Below are 17,909 nucleotides of genomic sequence, written 5' to 3' on the forward strand. Positions count from 1 at the left end.
ACCTCGGATGATATTGTTGCCCCGGCTTGCCCTGGCCGGGGCGGGAAGTTAGCACTTTCACAAAAGGCTTTTTTGCGTAAAAAACCGCACCAGCGTTGTCAACGAAATACCTTGGCCGCCGGGAGGCCGACACACATGGATTTCACTGTCTATCTCGCCCCAAAGGGCTTCGTGAACGAGCTCGTCTACGAGCTGGGCGACGTTTCCGAGGTGGTGGACCGCCTGGTCTTCGCCCCCGGTCCGCCGCGCCGCGTGGCCTGGGCCCAGAACATCTGGCTCAACCCCAGGCGCATCCCCATCACCTCCATCGGGGACGGCGTGGCAAAGCTCAAGTCCCTGCAACGCAACTGGGCCTTGTGGTCCGTGCGCCACCACCGCCGGGCCAAGCTCATCGAGGAGCAGCTGCCCGCCGTGCGCCCCAAGCCCGTGGCCATCGGCACCCAGCCGCCCCGCTCGCCCCTGGGCTCCTGGACCATGCTGGACCGCGACACCATCATCGCCTCCCCGGCCTGCTCCAGCCCCTTCCCGCACGGTGAGGTGGAGTTCCTGGAGAACAAGGTCGATCCGCCCAACCGGGCCTACCTCAAGCTCTGGGAGCTGTTCACCCTGCTGGAGACCGCGCCCAAGCCCGGCAGCTTCTGCCTGGACCTGGGCGGCAGCCCCGGCGGCTGGACCTGGGTGCTGGCCAGCCTGGGCTGCAAGGTGCTCAGCGTGGACAAGGCCCCGCTGGAGCCGCGCATCGAGGCCATGCCCGGCGTGGAGTTCCGCATGCTCTCGGCCTTCGCCCTGGACCCGCGCGAGACGGGCCCGGTAGACTGGCTCTTCAGCGACGTGATCTGCTACCCGGACCGCCTCTGGCGGCTGGTGGAGCGCTGGCAGAACTTCGGCAAGGCCCGCAACTTCGTGTGCACGCTCAAGTTCCAGAACCCCACGGACCACGAGACCGCCGCGAAATTCTGGGGCTTCCCCGGCTCGCGCCTGGTGCACCTCTACAACAACAAGCACGAGCTGACCTGGGTCTACCTGGATCCCGAGGAATACCCGGACTTCGCCCCGCCCGACAACAGGACCCCCCTGGCCAGCCCCTTCGTGGCCCCGAGCGACCGCCCGGTGACAATCGACACGCCCCCGGCCCCGCTGGACGGCGAGGAGGCCCCCGCCCCCGGGGCGGAGCCTGCCGGGGACGCGCCGGATGCGCCGTCCGATAACGCAACGAGCCCTGCGCCCGCATCCGATGCCCAGACGGCCGGGGAGGACGGCGACGCGCCCAAAGCCCGGCCCGCATCCGAAGATATGTCCGGCGCTGAACCCGGCGCCCCCTCCGATCCGGCGGCCACATCCGAGGCCCAGCCAGAGGCGCCGTCCGGCGAGGCCTCGAAAGTCCCGGCCGCCCTGGAAACGCAGCCCGGCGGGGCAGTTCCCGCTTTAGGGGACGCCGAAGCCGGGGAGGGCAAGCCCCTCCACCCAGGGGGAGGCGAAACCAAATAAGCTGCAATGATGCTCGCCCCGGCCTGCCTGGAGGATCAGCCACCAGGCCTGGCCGGGTTTTTGCCGCCATCGAAGCCCCCCTCGGGCTGCTGGCGGCCCTCTTCCCACAGGTCGCCGCGTGGCGGCGCGCAAACTCGACGGCCGGCAGGCCGCTTCGGCCCGAGCCGACACCACCGATTCCTTGCTCCTGATCGCGTATTTCGTAATTCTAACGAGTTACGTGATGTTTAGGCGGCTATATATTTTCCTGTAATATTTCGCCTTCCCCGGAACGGCACTTTCATATTAAGCTGCTCCCCTACGCTTTCTGCAAGCTGCCTCCGACGGCAGCCGCGACCGGCGTCGTTCTCCAACCTACCGCATCCGAGGTTGTACCAATGCTCCAACACTCCTCATGGCGCGAAGCCCTCCCGGGCCTCCGTCGCGGGCTGGCGCTCATCGCCCTGGCCGCAGCCCTCGTCCTCCCCGCGGCCATCCAGGCCTTGGCGGCCGGTGGCTCGCAGAGCGTCCACGTCGCGGGTTCCAACACCCTGCGCCTCTTCACCCAGCTTTCTGCCGAGCAGTACATGCGGGAGAACCCCGGGACCATAGTCACCGTTGCGGGCGGCGGCACCGCGCGCGGGGTGAAGGCCTTGATCGACGGCACCGCCGAGGTCGCGTTGATTTCCTCTGAAATCCCGGAGGAGCTGGAGCGCAAGGCCAAGGCCGAAAAAATCCACCTCAAGACGATCCCCCTCAGCAGCGACGCGGTGGTCCCGGTGGTCAATCCGCAAAACCCCGTGTCGGCCCTCACGATGGACCAGCTCAAGAAAATCTACTCCGGCAAGATCACCAACTGGAAGGACGTGGGCGGCGACAACGCCCCCATCGTCGTCACCACACACGACGGGGTCTCCGGCACCTACGAGCTCTGGAAGGACAAGGTCCTGGGTACGGACGCGGCCATCACCCCCCAGGCCAAAACCCTGGAGATGCAGCCCATGCTGCGCGCCGTGGCCGCCGACAGGAACGCCATCGGCTACGTGGCCTGGAGCCTGCTCAACGACAACGTCAAGGCGCTCACCGTGGATGGATTCGCGGCCGACAGGGAGACCATCCTGAACGGCGGCTACCCGCTGATGCGCGTCCTGGCCGTGGTCGTCAGGGAAAACCCCTCAGAGGGGACGCAGGCTTTCGTCCGCTTCCTGCAAGCTCCCGGCAAGGGCCAGGAGCTGGCGAAGCAGCTCAGGATGCTCCCGATCAGCACCAACCCCGCCCAGTAGGAGGCCGCCGCAATGTCCGCACCCATTTCCTCGAGCCGCCGGACCGGCCGCGCCGCGCGGGCGCTCCTCCGTTTCAGCCTGCTTGCCGTGCTGTGCCTCTCCCTGCTTGGTCTGGGCTGCCAGCGCGAAAAGGCCGACAGGTCGCTGCTCATAGCCGGGTCATCCACTGTGCAGCCCTTCGCCAAGCATCTCAGCGAGGCCTTCGCCGCCAAGAACGAGGGCCTGCGCGTGGTGTGCGACGGCGGGGGCTCCACCGCCGGGCTCCTGGCCGTCAAGACCGGGGCCATCGACGTGGCCGGCCTCTCCCGCGACATGAGCCGCAGCGAGGACAGCGACAAGGTCCGCAACTTCCTCCTGGCCAAGAACGCCATCGCCATCATCGCCCACCCCGACAACCCGGTGTCCAACCTGACCATGAAGCAGGTCAAGGACGTGTTCTCCGGGCAGGTCACCAACTGGAGCGAGCTCGGCGGGCCGGACATGCCCATCGCGCTGCTTTCGCGCAAGTCCTCCTCCACCACCCGGCGCGGCCTGGAAGAGGCCGCCCTGGAAGGCGAGGACATGGCCAAGGGCGCCAAGCTGCTCGAAAGCGGCAAGCTGATGGCCGGGGAGATCCAGGCCAACCCTTGGGCCATCGGGTACGCCGCGCTGCCCGACCTGGGCGGGGAGATCAAGGTGCTTACCATCGACACGGTGGAGCTCAACCGCGAGACCGTGCTCTCGGGCCGCTACCCCCTGGCCCGGGCCTACTATTTCGCCATCGGCCAGACCGCCACCCCCTGGGCAAAGCGGTTCGTCGAGTTCGCCATCAGCGGCGAGGGCCAGGCCCTGCTCGAAAAAGAGCAGCTCGTCCGCGTCTACTAACAGCCCGGAACATTACGCGGAACTCGCGCAACCCAAGGTTCTCAAGGAGCGACCATGGCGTCAGAAGCTCAAGACGTACTCAACAAATATCTCGTCAGACTGCAGAAAAACGTCTGGTTCAGGCGCGTGCTGGGCGGCCTCATCGTGCTGGCCCTGGCGGGCTGGTGCGGCTACTCCGTCTGGGAGCTCTGGCCGCGCAGCTACACCCTGCGCATCACCGGCGGCGACATCCTTGGCAACCGCCACAAGCTGGCCACCGTACTGCGCCAGGAGGCGGCCAAGCGCTCCATCAACCTGGTGATCGAGCCGATTTCCGGGTCCTTCGCGGCCCTGGAGGCCGTGGACAAGGGCGAGCTGGACCTGGCCATCATCCAGGGCGGCCTGGACGTGCACCTGCCCAACGTCCGGCACGTCACGGCCATCATGCCCGAGGTCGTCCACCTGCTGGTGCGCCCCGAGATCAAGGACATCAAGGACCTCAAGGGCAAGGTCATCAACATGGGCTCCAAGGAGGGCGGCACCCGCATCGTGGCCCAGACCGTGCTCAACTTCTCGCAGCTCGAACACGGGGTGGACTACGCCGAGACCAACTTCTCCTCCGAGAAGCTGACCGCCCTGCCCCCGCGCAAGATGCCCGACGCCATCTTCGTGCTCTCCACCCTGCCCTCCTTCCTGGTGGAGCACCTGATCAAGCACTACGGCTACCAGATGATGGAGCTGCCCTTCCCGGCCTCGCTGTCCCTGCGTTTCGGCTGGGTCGCCAACGCCACGATCCTCAGCTACACCTACAGCGTCAACCCGCCCATACCCGCCAAGGACATCAAGGCCCTGGGCGTGAACATGTTCATGGTCGCCAACGCCAAGTGCCCGCCAGCGGCCGTGGCCGATCTGCTGGAAGTGCTCTTCAGCGTGGGCATGGAGACGTCGCTGCGCCAGAAGCTCGACCCGAAACTGGTCACGACGCCCTCGGGCTTCCCGATCTCGGAAGGCACCACCGCCTACCTCAAGCGCCAGGATCCCGTGTTCTCGGAGAAGACCTGGAAGAAGGTCCAAGGCATCTTCGGCCTGGTCATGAGCCTTGCGTCCGGCTTCCTGGTGATCACCCGCTGGCTCATGGGCGCGGGCTCCACCAGGGAGGAGGCGGACAGGGAGTTCAAGCGCTATCTGGGCGAGGTGGCCGCGCTGGAGCGCGAGCTTACCAGGCTGGAGGGCTCGGGCGGCGCGGACGAGGCCGCGTTGGCCGCGCTGGCCCAGAAGGCGGACACGCTCTACGCCACCGGCATCGAGCGCTACACAAAGATGAAGATGGGCGACCCCAACCTGATGACGCGCTTCCTGCTGGCCATGCAGGAGACCAGGGGCCGCATCGAGCGCGCCCAGGAGCACCTGGAGCCCAAGGCCGCTGTTTAGGAGAGGCCGAAATAACGAACGAGGAAGGGCCCGCGCTTATGGCGCGGGCCCTTTTGATTCTCCGCGCCTTTCACGGCAGCTGGCAAGGGGCGGATGCGAGGTGCGCCCGTCATGCGCGAGGTTTGACGCGTGGGGGGCCGGGAAGCGGCGACCGCAGATGATCGTCACGCGCGCCGGGCTGGGGCGACGGTAATTCTTGTGCTCTATCCGGAATAACTGGAGCAGACAAATCGGGGCAGGGCCTCCGGCGGCCAAAGGGACTTCGTCCCTCCGGACTCCCCTTCGACTACGCGCCGGGAGCGAATACGGGGCTACTGGCCGTCGTCCTCGGATTCGTCGCGGGTGACGATGGTTTCGCTCATGGCGTCCTCCTTGTGCTTGAAGGAGAGCACCCTGCCCTTGGGCTTTGGCGATACGTGGCTCTGGGGGGCGTGGCCGGGCTGGTGCACGGCCTCGATGAGGGATTTTTCCGGCTGGGCCTCGCCGGGGGCGCGGCCCTCCGACCAGTGCAGGTTGAAGAGCTGGTTCTTGAAGCGCACGGCCTGGATCATGGAGAGGATCAGCACGGACTCCTCCCAGCGGCGCGAGGGCTCGAAGCGCTTGACCTGCTCGGCGTACTTCTCCCACAGGTTGATCAGCGACGCCTCGTCGTAGTTGTTGAGCTGTTTGGCCAGCTTCACGAGCACTTTTTCCACACGGCCTCCACGTTCGTACCCGCACCGCCTAGCACGAAAAACCGGCGCGGCCAATGCCCGTTTGCCGCCCACTCCCTGCTGTGCTAGGGTGCCCACCTCAGCACGCCATACCGGAGCAGACCATGAGCGATCTCAAGAAGATGTACACCACGATTTCCGAGGACCCCTTCCCGCAGGACATGACCATCACCATGGGCGGGCAGACCCTGACCTTCACCAAGCGCAGCTGGACCATCGACGGCGAGGCCAAGGGCCTGCGCTACGGCGAAAACCCTGACCAGCCGGCCGCGCTCTACCAGCTCACCTCCGGCGCGCTGGAGCTGGGCGGAATCCGCTTCAGGGGCGCGGGCCAGGGCCTTGTCTCGGCCATCACCGAGGAGCACCTGATCCAGTCCGGCAAGCACCCGGGCAAGACCAACCTCACCGACGTGGACAACGGCCTGAACATCCTCCAGTACCTCTCGGCCAAGCCCGCCGCCGTGATCCTCAAGCACAACAACCCCTGCGGCGCCGCCTGGACGGACGAGGGCCTGGCCACGGCCTTCGAGCGCGCCAACCTCTCCGACCGCATCGCCGCCTTCGGCGGTGCCATCGTGGTCAACCGCACCCTGGACAAGGCAACGGCCGAGCGCATCGTGGCCAACTATTTCGAGGTGGTGGCCGCCCCGGACTACGAGCCCGCCGCCCTGGAAGTGCTCAAGACCAAGAAGAACCTGCGCATCATCGCCCTGCCCGGCATCGCCCGCCTGTCCGAGATGGTGGGCCAGCCCTTCCTGGACATCAAGTCGCTCATGGACGGCGGCATGGTCATGCAGTTCTCCTTCCGCAACCGCATCCTGAGCCAGGACGACTTCATCCCGGCCCAAGGCTCCACCAAGGACGGCAAGACCTTCATCGCCCGCGCCCCCAGCCCGCGCGAGGCCGACGACCTGCTCTTCGCCTGGGCCGTGGAGGCGGGCGTGACCTCCAACTCCGTGATCTTCGTGCGCGACGGGGCCACCGTGGGCATCGGCACCGGCGAGCAGGACCGCGTGGGCGTGGTCCAGCTGACCATCCACAAGGCCTACACGAAGTACGCCGACCTGCTGGCCTGGGAGCGCCACCAGCTCTCCATCCACGAGCTGCGCGAGAAGGCCGCCGCGGACACCTCCCTGGCCAAGGTCCTGGAGGGCATCGAAGCCCAGACCAAGGCCGACCGGGGCGGGCTGCCCGGCTCCGTGCTGGTCTCGGACGGTTTCTTCCCCTTCCGCGACGGCGTGGACCTGGCCCTGGCCCAGGGCGTCACGGCCATCGCCCAGCCCGGCGGCTCCATCCGCGACTGGGAGGTGGTGCAGGCCGTGAACGAGGCCTCGCCGCAGGTGGCCATGGTCTTCACCGGGCAGCGCTCCTTCAAGCACTAAGGCGCTTGCCGCGAAGCCGTTTCGGGTGTCCAGAGGGGCGAAGCCCCTTTGGCCGCCGGAGGCTTTCCTGTTTCCAGCCCCCGCGAAGGAAGGAAAGCCCTGTATATTCGCCACGTTTCAATCGCGGCGGACCGTGCTGGGGCCTGCCGGTGCCTCCCCCGCGTCGAACTGGCTGATGTTCTTCAAATACAGCGGACAGTTCGACGCGGGGGAGGCACCGGCAGGAGCCGAGAACAGCGAAAAGCCTCGCATGGTTGCAGTGTTTCAGACGCGGTGAACCGTAGCGGGTCCAGCCGTGACATATGGAAGCCTCCGGCGGCCAAAGGGAGTTCCTCCCTTTGGGATCCCTCCCGGCTTCGCGCCGTGCGCAGTGAATACAGTTTATGACGGGCGGCCCGTCCCGGCCGCCGGAGAATGTTTTTGACCAAGCATCCGTCCATACAGTCCATGGCCAGCGCAGGCTGCATCGTGGAGTTCCTCCAGGGCAACGAGCCCCAGCTCGCCTGGGTGGAGCAGGCCACGGGGGACAAGCTGCACCTGTTCACCCTGAACAAGCGCGAGAGCAAGCTGGCGGCCTCGCGCATCCTGCCCTGGATCGGTCCCCGCTTCGAGGGCGCGCACAACCGCGAGTCCATCCTGGAGAAGCTGCGCGAGCACTCCCGCCTGCGTGAGGAGCTGGCCCAGGGCATCGACCCGCTGGAGATCTGGGAGCTGGCCCAGGGCGAGGTCACGGTGTCCTCCCCGGCCTGGTTCGCGGGCCTGAGCTTCGAGACCCCGGACGTTGACCGCGTTGCCGCCATGGGCCGCGCGCTTTTGGCCGTGAAGACGCACTTCAAGTTCCAGCCGCCCAACTTCGAGGTCTACCCCGCCGAGGTGGTGGAGCGCCGGCTGGCCGAGCAGGCCGCCGCGCGCGAACGCGAGCTGGTGGTCACCGCCGGGCAGTCCTTCTTCCACGAGCTGTGGACCGGCTGGGCTTCGGGCAGGCGCAAGGACGCAGCCAAGCTGGCCGCCCAGCTGGACCCGGCAGCGGCCGCCAAGCTGAAGGAGATGCTCAAGGCCCTGCTGGCCGACCAGGAGAGCCCCCAGTGGGCACCGCTGTGGCAGCAGCTGCGCAAGGGCCTGCCCGAGCACCCGCAGCAGCCGCTGATCCTGGCCCAGGAGTGGGGCTTGGTGCCCCCGCACCACAACTTCCTGCTGGACCAGGCCGGGTACGATCCCGGCGACGCCTGGAGCGAGGCGTTCTCCGGCGAGATCGAAGCCATGCGCGCCCGGATAGAGGCCATGCGCGGCGAGCCGGACCCGGCCCGCTTCCTGAGCGTGGACTCCCCCACCACCCGCGACATCGACGACGCCTTCCGCGTGGAGCCCCTGCCCGGCGGGGGCTGGAAGGTGCGCATGGCCCTGGCGCGGCCCACCGCCGCCTGGAATTTCGAGAGCCCGCTGGGCCAGGCCGTGAACGACAGGGCCACCAGCCTCTACCTGCCGGAGCAGACCAGCCACATGCTCCCCGAGGCCCTTGGCTGCGGCCTGCTGAGCCTCAACGCCGGGCAGGTCAGCCCGGCCCTGCTGCTGGACTGGGAGCTGGACGCCCAGGCCGCGCCGCAGAGCTTCGAGCCCCGGCTCGGCTGGGTTCGCGTGGAGGCCAACCTGACCTACGAGTCCGTGGAGCGGGGGCTGGAGTCCGGCCAAGGGGACCCCGACGTGGCCGCCGCCCACCAGGTGGCCCAGGCCCTGCGCGCCGCGCGCATCGTGCGCGGGGCAGTGATCCTGGACCGGCCAGAGCCCAAGATGTCGCTGTGCGGCCCGCCCGAGGCCCTGCGCGTGGAGCTGTGCAGGCAGGAGGAGCACCCCAAGGCCCAGATGACCGTGAGCGAGCTGATGATCCTGGCCAACGCCTCCATCGCCGCCTGGGCCAGGGAGCGGGAGATCCCCCTGCTGCACCGCGTCCAGGACGTCTCCATCCCCCACGGCTACGCCGGGGTCTGGACCAGCCCGGTGGACATGCACCGCGCCGTGAAGCAGCTCAGCGGGGCCACCCTGGAGGCACGCCCGGGCAGGCACGCCTCCATCGCGGCCGAGGCCTACGCGCCCATCACCTCGCCCCTGCGCCGCCTGAGCGACCTGGTGAACATGGCCCAGGTGCAGCATTTTCTGGAATCCGGCGACCCGCAGCACAGCCGCGAGGCCCTGGCGGAGCTGCTGCCCCGCATCGCGGCGCGCCTGGACGCCGTGGGCCAGGTGCAGCGCTTCCGCCCACGCTACTGGAAGCTCCTGTTCATGCAGCAGAACGCCCGCGAGCGTGAGTTCGAAGCCGTTGTGGTCGAGGAGTGCGGGCAGCTGACGGCCTTGAGCCTCACGGAGCTGCAGATGTACGTGCGGGTGGGCCGCGAGATGCTCGGCGGCCATGCCCAGCCCGGCCAGCGCTTCTGGGTCAAGCTCGGCAAGGTGGACCCGCTGACCAACGAATTCCGCGTGATGAGCGCGAGAGAGGAAGAAGAAAAGCCCGACGTTGGGGACTGGTTCCCCATGGACGGCAAGGAGTAGACCATGTTCGCCAAGATCGCCTGGCTGGCCCTGGCCTATCTGGCCGGCTCGTTCCCCTTCGGACTGTTCATAGCCCAGGCTGCCCGGGGCATCGACCCGCGCACCGCCGGCAGCCGCAACATCGGCGCCACCAACGTATCGCGCCTGTGCGGCACCAAGCTCGGCGTGCTGACCCTGGTGCTGGACGCCCTCAAGGGCCTGCTGCCCGTGGCCGTTGCCTGGCAGATGAGCTGCGGGGGCTTCTACCCTGGGCTGGTGGCCCTGGCGGCCGTGGCCGGGCACATGTTCCCGGTGTTCCTGCACTACAAGGGCGGCAAGGGCGTGGCCACCACCATCGGCGCGTTCCTGGCGCTTTCGGTTCCCGCCACGCTGGTCTCCGTGGGCTTGTGCATTGCCGCCATCGCGATCTCGGGCTTCGTCTCGCTGGGGTCGCTGCTGCTGGCGGTGAGCCTGCCCTTCACGGTCTGGTGGTTCGGGCCGGGCAGCGTGGTGCCCGTGACCTTCGCGGTCTCCGGACTGGTGGTCTGGAAACACCGGGAGAACATCGAGCGACTGCGCCAAGGCACTGAAAAACCTTGGAAAAAGAAAAAGGAAGACTGAGCCGGAGCGCGAGCTGCCCGGCCGTTATCGGCTGAACCGCAGCCCGCTCAAAAAAAAGCCCTGCTGTATCAAAGGGTTGTAATTTGTCTCTTGACAGATTTCTCTGGTAATCTGTAAGAATAATTCCTGTACGCCCCGGGAAACGGAAGACGGTGCAAGTCCGTCGCAGGCGCGCTGCTGTAACCGGCACATGGGCGGAGGCCACTGGGTAGACACCTGGGAAGGCCTCCGGGCACCACCCCGCCGGAAGCCAGAAGACGTCCCTGGGGAGATCAGGCCATGCCCCGCGAAACGGGCACGGGCTCCCGCGAATCGCCCGCCGGAAATGATCCGGCGCGCGTCCACCACCTCGCACCGGGCGTGCTGTTTTTTATCATTTTGACAACTCCTTTATTGTCGAGCCGTTGCAGTTTTTGCATTGTAAGCGTTGCATATCACGGCGCATTTTTCTCTTTTTGCGTGCGCCCCGATATGCTAGCGGTAAGGGAATCGTTCGCCTATGGAAAATCTCGCCCGCACCCTGACCACGGCCCCGTGCCCCGGAGCGCCCCTGGCGCCCGAGGCGCGTCTCAGGGCCTTCACGCCCTTCTCCCTGTGCGACTGGCCGGGGCGCAGCGTGAGCGTGGTCTACCTGGGCGGGTGCAACCTGCGCTGCCCCACCTGCCACAACCAGAGCCTGGCCTTCACCCCGGAGAAGCACCCCGAACTGGACCGCAAGAGCGTCCTACGCACATTGACACAGCGTTCGCGTTGGCTTGACGGCGTGGTGGTCTGCGGGGGCGAGCCCACGCTGGACCCAGGCCTGCCCGGCCTCGTGGGCAGGCTCGCCGGGCTGGGCCTGCCAGTCAAGGTTGACACCAACGGCATGCTGCCCGGGGTGGTGGAGCACATTTTGGCCCTGCACCCCGGCACGCTCTTCGCCGTGGACGTCAAGGGCCCCTGGGAGCGCTACCCGGAGCTGACCGGCGGCGCGGCAAGCCCGGAGGCGGCGCGCGCCGCCCTGGAACGGATTTTCGCCCTGGCCGAGGCCCGGCCCGGCTCGTTTCTTTTCAGAATTACGCTCGTTCCGGGGCTTACCCCGGAGGATGTCCGGCGGGTGCGCGATTGCCTGCCCCCCGGCCACGAGCTTACGGAACAAACATACATCCCCCCGAAGTTCGAGGGGAAGGGAGCCTGACATGCCCCAGCAGATAATGAAGCGCGACGGATGCCTGGAAACCTGGTCCCTGGAGCGCATCGCCCAGGCCATCCTCAAGGCCCTGCGCGCCAGCGGCGTGCAGGACCCGCTGCTGGCCAAGCGCCTGGCCCGCAAGGTGGAGGAGAAGCTCGAGGGCGTCGACGTGCCCATACAGGAGCACGTGCAGGACATGGTCGAGCGCGTGCTCATGGACTCGCGCATGTTCGAGGTGGCCAAGCGCTTCATCATCTACCGCGAGAAGCGCCGCACCCTGCGCGAGCAGAAGGCCGCCTTCCTGGACATCGCGGAGACCATCGACAACTACATCTCCAAGGCGGACTGGCGCGTGGCCGAGAACGCCAACATGAGCCACTCCTTCCAGGGGCTGATGCTGCACCTCTCCGGCACGGTGCAGGCCCGCTACGCCCTTGAGAAATACCCTGAGGAAGTGCGCTCCGCCCACGACCACGGGTATTTCCACATCCACGACCTATCCTTCGGCCTGGCGGGTTACTGCGCGGGCTGGAGCCTGCGCGACCTGCTGCTGGAGGGCTTCAACCTGGAGGGCCGCTCCTCCGCCGGCCCGGCGCGACACTTCGACTCGGCCCTCGGGCAGATGGTCAACTTCCTGGGCACGCTGCAGAACGAATGGGCCGGGGCCCAGGCCTTCAACAACGTGGACACCTACCTGGCGCCCTTCATCCGCCACGACGGGCTGGACTACCGCCAGGTGCGCCAGGCCGTGCAGAAATTCGTGTTCAATCTGAACACCACCTCGCGCTGGGGCGGCCAGACGCCCTTCACCAACCTGAGCTTCGACCTCACGCCCCCCAAGCACATCGCCAAGGAGGCCGTCATCATCGGCGGCACGCTGCAGGACGCCAACTACGGCGAGTTCCAGGCCGAGATGGACATGTTCAACCGGGCCTTCCTGGAGGTCATGGGCGAAGGCGACTACGCGGGGCAGATCTTCTCCTTCCCCATCCCGACCTACAACGTCACCGAGGACTTCCCCTGGGATTCCGAGATCGGGGCCAAGCTCCTGGACCTCACCGCCCGTTACGGCGCGCCCTACTTCCAGAACTTTATCAACTCCGACCTCTCCCCCGAGGACGTGCGCTCCATGTGCTGCCGCCTCCAGATGGACCTGCGCGAGCTGCGCAACAAGGTGGGCGGCCTGTTCGGCGCGGGCGACCTCACCGGCTCCATCGGCGTGGTCACGCTGAACCTGCCCAAGCTGGCCTACCTCTCCCACGGCGAGGAGGACTTCCTGGACCTGCTCACCGAGTACGCCACCATGGCCAAGGACGCCCTGGAGTTCAAACGCAAGATGATCCAGGAGCACCTGGACCGCAAAATGTTCCCCTGGAGCGCCCGCTACCTCAAGAACGGCTACAAGGGCCACTTCGCCACCATCGGCCTGGTGGGCGGGCACGAGGCCTGCCTGAACATCCTGGGCAAGGGCATCGAGACCGAGGCGGGCGTGCGCCTGATGACCCGGGCGCTGAACCACCTGCGCGAGCTGACCTCCCGCTTCCAGGAGGAGACAGGCAACCTCTACAACCTGGAGGCCACCCCGGCCGAGGGCACCAGCTACCGCCTGGCCAAGATCGACAAGTCGCTCTACGCCGACATCCAGGCCTCGGGCGACGGCACCCCGTACTACACCAACTCCACCAACCTGCCCGTGGGGTTGAGCCAGGACGTCATCGCCTCGCTCGAGCACCAGAACAAGCTGCAGCCGCTCTACACCGGCGGCACCGTGTTCCACACCTTCCTGGGCGAGGCCGTGTCCGACCATGAGGCGCTCAAGAACTTCATCGTGCGCGCCTTCAGGATGACCAAGATCCCGTACCTTTCCATCACGCCCACCTTCAGCGTGTGCAAGGAGCACGGCTACATCTCCGGCGAGCACCACTTCTGCCCGAGCTGCGGCAAGGATGCCGAGGTGTTCACCAGGGTGGTGGGGTACTACCGCCCGGTCTCGCGCTGGAACAAGGGCAAGCAGGCCGAGTACGCGGACAGGGTGACGTACCAGGGAGTGTGCGAGGCCGAAGTTGCCGCGCAGGCCAAGGAAGAGACCGCGTAGGCTGTGAGCGGCGAATCCTTGCAACGGGCCGCCCGAGAGGGCGGCCAAGAAACATGGATTCTTGATCTGGGATTAACCCAAGAATGATGAGGAAAGCCCTCCAGATGTTGGCGCATCTGAAGGGCTTCTGAAAAAAACTTCCCCGAAATCCAAACCAGGGCCGGATCGGGGACTCAAGGTGGAAAGAACCACTAATCAGGGGTGAATTTATCACTCCGGTTCCTTTCCGTCAAGAGAGGCCAGAAGAAAGGAGGTTCCCCATGAGTTCTGAAAAAGAACGCGCAGGGAAACGCCTGATCTTCCGCTGGACGCGCATCGACAAGCGCACCGGGAAGGTCATCCGTGCACACCGCCGCCCCTTCCCCATGTGGGTGGACGCGTAGGCTAGCCCGGCTGGCAGGACTCAGCTTGGGAGGAGGCAACTCCTTCCAAGCGGCTTTAGTACCCTCTAACTAGGAAAGGACACATGAAGAAACAAAACCTCTACGTAGTTAAGCATGGTGACGACTGGGCTGTCAGACGTGAAGGAGCCCAGCGGGTCTCCTCCACACACAGCACCCAAGCTGATGCCATCAATACAGCCAGGGACCGTGGGATTAATCACGGAAATACTTCGGTCAGAATTCAGGACTCCAAAGGTAAATTCCGTGATGAAAGGACCTATGGGCCTGACCCCAATCCTCCGAAGGGTTAACCTGTCTTGAATGCGGGCCGCCCACCTGGGCGGCCCTTTCATTGGAGCTAGCCCCCTCCCCCCCGCCTTGCGTCCCGCCTCGTATCGCTGTATGGTCCGCGCGGTTTGGAGGCCCCTATGCCCATACGTGCCCTCTCGCTCACATTCGTCCTCGTTCTGGCCTTGGCCGTATCCGTGATCGGCGGTCCCGCCGCCGCGCAGCAGCCCCCGCAGGCCAAGCCCTTCAAGATCGCCATCCTGGAATTCGACGCCGTCACCGACGAGGCCCTCAAAGAGAACCTCGGGCGCGTCACGGCGGAGTTCCTCATCACCAGCGCGGTGAACTCCGGCTCCTTCAGCGTGGTGGAGCGCGCCGCGCTCAAGAAGGTGCTGGACGAGATGCAGTTCGGCCAGGGCAGCAACGCCCCCGGCACCGTGGCCCAGGCCATCGGCTCCATGGTGGGCGCGCAGGGCGTGCTCACCGGCTCCGTGGCCAAGACGGGCGCGTCCGTGCGTCTGGACGCCCGGCTCGTGGACGTGGCCACCGGCAGCATCGTTGCCGCGCGCAACGCCTACGCCAAGGGGGACCTGCGCTCCATCGCCACCGCGGCGGAGCTGCTGGTGAGCCAGCTGGAGGGCGACCTCTCGCGCCTGACCCCCCCGGCCCCCAAGCCGGAGCCAGACGTCAAGGCTGAGGCCAAGCCCGAGGCCAAGCCCGAGCTCAAGCTGGAGCAGAAACAGCCCGAAGCCAGGCCCCAGGCCCAGGACGATCAGGCCCGCAACGTCCCTCCCCAGGGGGAGCAGGCCCCGGCCTCCTCCGCCCAGCAGTGAGAGGCCGAGCTCCAGTTTTTGGATGCAGTAACGATTGCAACGCTTGCAATCCGCTCGTGCAGCCATTGCAGCTGCACAGAAAGTGGTTGCGCGGCGCGTTGCACTTGCGCTAGGAAAACCCCAGTCCGTTGATCGGAGGCTGGCGCATTCCTCCACCGGGCCGCACAGCGAAGCGACCGGTTCCCGGAAAACGCCGCGCCGCCGTACCATAAGCGACGTCAACCGGCCACGCGCCGATATGGAGACCGATGGAATGCGCATTTGGAAGGTGTTCGCAACCCTCTTGACCATCCTCAGCCTGATCCTGCCAGCCGACATCACCCTGGCTGCATCATCCAAAGACGGCAAGAAAAACTCCTCCCACTCCCAGACGCAGACCAAGAAAGCCTCCTCCCCCGCCAAACAGGCCAAGAGCAGCGGCCAGAAACAGTCCACATCCTCCAAGCCTTCTGAATCAAAAGCCAAGCACGGCGGCAAGAAAGCCACCAAAAAGAACTCTAAGGCCCAGGCCCTCGAGGCCAAGGCCCCGGTCAAGGTGGTTGCGCAGCCCGAGTCCAACAAGGGCGAGTTCGGGGTGGACACCAAGGCCGCCCTGGTCATGGACATGGAGACCGGGCACATCCTCTTCGCCCAGGAGCCCGACCTGGCCATCCCCCCCGCCTCCCTGACCAAGGTCCTGACGCTCTACATCCTCAACGAGCTCATCCAGTCGGGCAACCTCAAGCCTGAGCAGGTCATCCCCGTCAGCCAGGAAGCCAGCCACGCGGGCGGCTCCACCATGCGCCTGCGCACCGGCGAGCAGGTCACGCTCGACGAGTTGATGAAAGGCATCGCCATAGCCTCCGCCAACGACGGCTGCGTGGCCGTGGCCGAATACCTGGGCAAGGGCGACACCCACCCCTTCGTTGAGGCCATGAACCGCAAGGCCAAGGAAATCGGCATGGCCAACTCCCAGTTCTTCAACCCCAACGGCCTGCCCGCCGACGGCCAGTTGACCACCGCGCGCGACATGGCCCTGCTGGCCCAGGCCTACCTCAAGCGCTTCCCGCAGACCCTGACAATGCACTCCATGACCGAATTCACCCACAACAACCGCGTGCGCCACAACTCCAACAGCCTGCTGGGCAAAGTGGAGGGCGTGGACGGCCTCAAGACCGGCTTCGTCTGCGCTTCGGGCTTCAACATCGTGGTCACGGCCCGGCGCGGCGACACCCGCCTGGTGGCCGTGGTGCTCGGGGCCAAGAACCGCCGCATCCGCGAACGCGAGGCCACCCGCCTGATCGAGGAGGGCTTCAAGATCGTGGCGGCCCAGAAGCAGCACGAGGTCAAGCACGTGGCCATGAACCCCGGCGCCAGCTCGCCCCAATAGCGCCGCCCCCGCCCGCGCGGGCGAACATCCCTGCCATCCGACGAAGCGCGCCGCATCACGCGGCGCTGGACGTCCGCCCCGATACGCAGTAACCGGAGCGCCCGGCCTGCGGGTTGGAGGTTTTCCCCATGGACAAGTCATTCACCAGCGTCAACCCAGCCACCGGGGCCGTGATAGCCAGCTACGGCGAACACACGGACCAGGAGTTGGAGGCCATACTCACTCAAAGCCACGGCGCGCTGCGCTGCTGGCGCAAGTTCCGCATGGACGAACGCGCGGCCTGCCTGCACAAGCTGGCCGATATGCTGGAGGCCGCCACCGACGAGCTTGCCGCCCTGATCACCGCCGAGATGGGCAAACCCGTGGGCGAGGCCCGGGCCGAGATCAAGCGCTGCGCCTCGGGCTGCCGCTTCTACGCCGACCACGCCCCGGAGATGCTCGCCCCCGAGACGCCCCCCGGCGCGCCCGAGGACGCCCAGATCGTCTACGACCCCATCGGCGTGGTGCTCGGGATCATGCCCTGGAATTTCCCCTTCTGGCAGGCCCTGCGCTGCGTCGCGCCGGTGCTCATGGCGGGCAACAGCTTCCTGCTCAAGCACGCGCCCAGCGTCACGGGCTGCGCCCTGGCCATCGAGGACCTCTTCGCCCGCTGCGGCGCGCCCGACGGCCTGCTGCGCGTGTTGCGCATCAGCGAGGAGCGCGTGGCCTCCGTGATCGAGGACAAACGCGTGCGCGCCGTGAGCCTCACCGGTTCCTGCCGGGCCGGGTCCGCCGTGGCCGCCGTGGCCGGGCGGGCCATCAAGAAGTGCGTGCTGGAGCTGGGCGGGTCGGACCCGTTCGTGGTGCTGGAGGACGCCGACCTGCACCTGGCCGCCACCACGGCCGTGGCGGCGCGCTTCTACAACGCGGGGCAGACCTGCGTCTCGGCCAAGCGTTTCCTGGTGGCGCGCAAGGTGGTGCGGGAATTCGAGGAGAGGATGGTCCACGCCGTGGGGCTGCTCAGGATGGGCGACCCCTGCGACGCGGCCACCCGCGTGGGCCCAATGGCCCGGGCGGACCTGCGGGACACGCTGCACGCCCAGGTGAGCCGCTCGGTGGAGATGGGCGCGAAGATGCTGCTGGAGGGCGGCCCCGTGGAGGGGCCGGGCTTCTTCTACAGCCCGGTGGTGCTGGGCGACGTGCGCCCCGGCATGCCCGTGTTCGAGCAGGAGGTCTTCGGCCCCGTGGCCAGCATCACCAGCTTCTCAAACCCGGAGGACGCCCTGCGCCTGGCCAACCAGACCCCCTACGGCCTGGGCGGCAGCGTCTGGACGCGCAACGCGACCCTTGGCCGCAAGCTGGCCAGCTTCATCGAGGCGGGCACCGTGGCCGTGAACGCACTGGTGAAGTCGGACCCGCGCCTGCCCTTCGGCGGGGTGAAGAACTCGGGGTTCGGCAGGGAGCTGGGAAGGCAGGGATTGCTCGAGTTCGTCAACGTGAAGGTGCTCAGGATTCCGTAGCCCCGGGC

15 protein-coding genes and 1 riboswitch are annotated in these 17,909 nt (G+C 66.8%); of the genes, 14 read left to right on the forward strand and 1 reads right to left on the reverse strand.

Features of this window, described 5'->3' with window-relative positions; all coding sequences use genetic code 11:
- Positions 1–135: 135 nt before the first annotated feature.
- The 4 genes from MLE18_RS09965 (at position 136) to MLE18_RS09980 (ending at position 5,024) form a co-directional block, all read left to right on the forward strand.
- Positions 136–1,488: an SAM-dependent methyltransferase gene (locus tag MLE18_RS09965; RefSeq protein WP_336605571.1), complete on the forward strand. Its 1,353-nt coding sequence runs from the start codon at positions 136–138 to the stop codon at positions 1,486–1,488.
- 377 nt (positions 1,489–1,865) lie between these two features.
- Entirely contained in the window at positions 1,866–2,750 is an 885-nt protein-coding gene (locus MLE18_RS09970) for a phosphate ABC transporter substrate-binding protein (protein ID WP_243438652.1), read from the forward strand.
- Positions 2,751–2,762: 12 nt separating this feature from the next.
- Positions 2,763–3,614 carry a phosphate ABC transporter substrate-binding protein gene (locus tag MLE18_RS09975; protein WP_243438653.1) on the forward strand — a complete coding sequence of 284 codons (852 nt, stop codon included), beginning with the start codon at positions 2,763–2,765 and terminating at the stop codon, positions 3,612–3,614.
- Positions 3,615–3,668: 54 nt separating this feature from the next.
- Complete coding sequence (locus MLE18_RS09980) at positions 3,669–5,024, forward strand: TAXI family TRAP transporter solute-binding subunit (RefSeq protein ID WP_243438654.1); 1,356 nt, start codon at positions 3,669–3,671, stop codon at positions 5,022–5,024.
- Positions 5,025–5,335: 311 nt separating this feature from the next.
- On the opposite strand, the gene MLE18_RS09985 is transcribed toward MLE18_RS09980, so the two are convergent.
- On the reverse strand, positions 5,336–5,719 hold the full coding sequence (locus MLE18_RS09985) for a hypothetical protein (protein WP_243438655.1): 384 nt from the start codon (positions 5,717–5,719) through the stop codon (positions 5,336–5,338).
- A gap of 122 nt (positions 5,720–5,841) precedes the next feature.
- Between MLE18_RS09985 and MLE18_RS09990 the strand changes: the two genes are divergently transcribed.
- From MLE18_RS09990 to MLE18_RS10025, 10 genes are all read left to right on the forward strand, one after another.
- Positions 5,842–7,119, forward strand: a complete 1,278-nt coding sequence (locus MLE18_RS09990) for an IMP cyclohydrolase (protein WP_243438656.1) — start codon at positions 5,842–5,844, stop codon at positions 7,117–7,119.
- Positions 7,120–7,539: 420 nt separating this feature from the next.
- Positions 7,540–9,663 carry a ribonuclease catalytic domain-containing protein gene (locus MLE18_RS09995; protein ID WP_243438657.1) on the forward strand — a complete coding sequence of 708 codons (2,124 nt, stop codon included), beginning with the start codon at positions 7,540–7,542 and terminating at the stop codon, positions 9,661–9,663.
- A 3-nt stretch (positions 9,664–9,666) separates the two neighbouring features.
- Positions 9,667–10,263 carry a glycerol-3-phosphate 1-O-acyltransferase PlsY gene (gene plsY / locus MLE18_RS10000; protein ID WP_243438658.1) on the forward strand — a complete coding sequence of 199 codons (597 nt, stop codon included), beginning with the start codon at positions 9,667–9,669 and terminating at the stop codon, positions 10,261–10,263.
- A 119-nt stretch (positions 10,264–10,382) separates the two neighbouring features.
- Positions 10,383–10,544: riboswitch (cobalamin riboswitch) on the forward strand.
- A 218-nt stretch (positions 10,545–10,762) separates the two neighbouring features.
- Positions 10,763–11,440, forward strand: coding sequence for a radical SAM protein (locus MLE18_RS10005; protein ID WP_243438659.1), 678 nt, complete (start codon positions 10,763–10,765; stop codon positions 11,438–11,440).
- Between the two features lies 1 nt (position 11,441).
- Positions 11,442–13,529, forward strand: coding sequence for a ribonucleoside triphosphate reductase (locus tag MLE18_RS10010; RefSeq protein WP_243438660.1), 2,088 nt, complete (start codon positions 11,442–11,444; stop codon positions 13,527–13,529).
- A 260-nt stretch (positions 13,530–13,789) separates the two neighbouring features.
- Positions 13,790–13,912 (forward strand): hypothetical protein, encoded by a 123-nt coding sequence (locus MLE18_RS17955; protein WP_272881586.1) that lies wholly within the window; start codon positions 13,790–13,792, stop codon positions 13,910–13,912.
- 83 nt (positions 13,913–13,995) lie between these two features.
- Complete coding sequence (locus MLE18_RS18185) at positions 13,996–14,223, forward strand: DUF2188 domain-containing protein (protein WP_419714890.1); 228 nt, start codon at positions 13,996–13,998, stop codon at positions 14,221–14,223.
- 117 nt (positions 14,224–14,340) lie between these two features.
- On the forward strand, positions 14,341–15,033 hold the full coding sequence (locus MLE18_RS10015) for a FlgO family outer membrane protein (protein WP_243438661.1): 693 nt from the start codon (positions 14,341–14,343) through the stop codon (positions 15,031–15,033).
- Between the two features lie 253 nt (positions 15,034–15,286).
- Positions 15,287–16,402: a serine hydrolase gene (locus tag MLE18_RS10020; protein ID WP_243438662.1), complete on the forward strand. Its 1,116-nt coding sequence runs from the start codon at positions 15,287–15,289 to the stop codon at positions 16,400–16,402.
- A gap of 128 nt (positions 16,403–16,530) precedes the next feature.
- Positions 16,531–17,901, forward strand: coding sequence for an NAD-dependent succinate-semialdehyde dehydrogenase (locus MLE18_RS10025; RefSeq protein ID WP_243438663.1), 1,371 nt, complete (start codon positions 16,531–16,533; stop codon positions 17,899–17,901).
- Positions 17,902–17,909: the final 8 nt, after the last annotated feature.

Source organism: Fundidesulfovibrio soli (assembly GCF_022808695.1).
GTDB lineage: Bacteria > Desulfobacterota > Desulfovibrionia > Desulfovibrionales > Desulfovibrionaceae > Fundidesulfovibrio > Fundidesulfovibrio soli.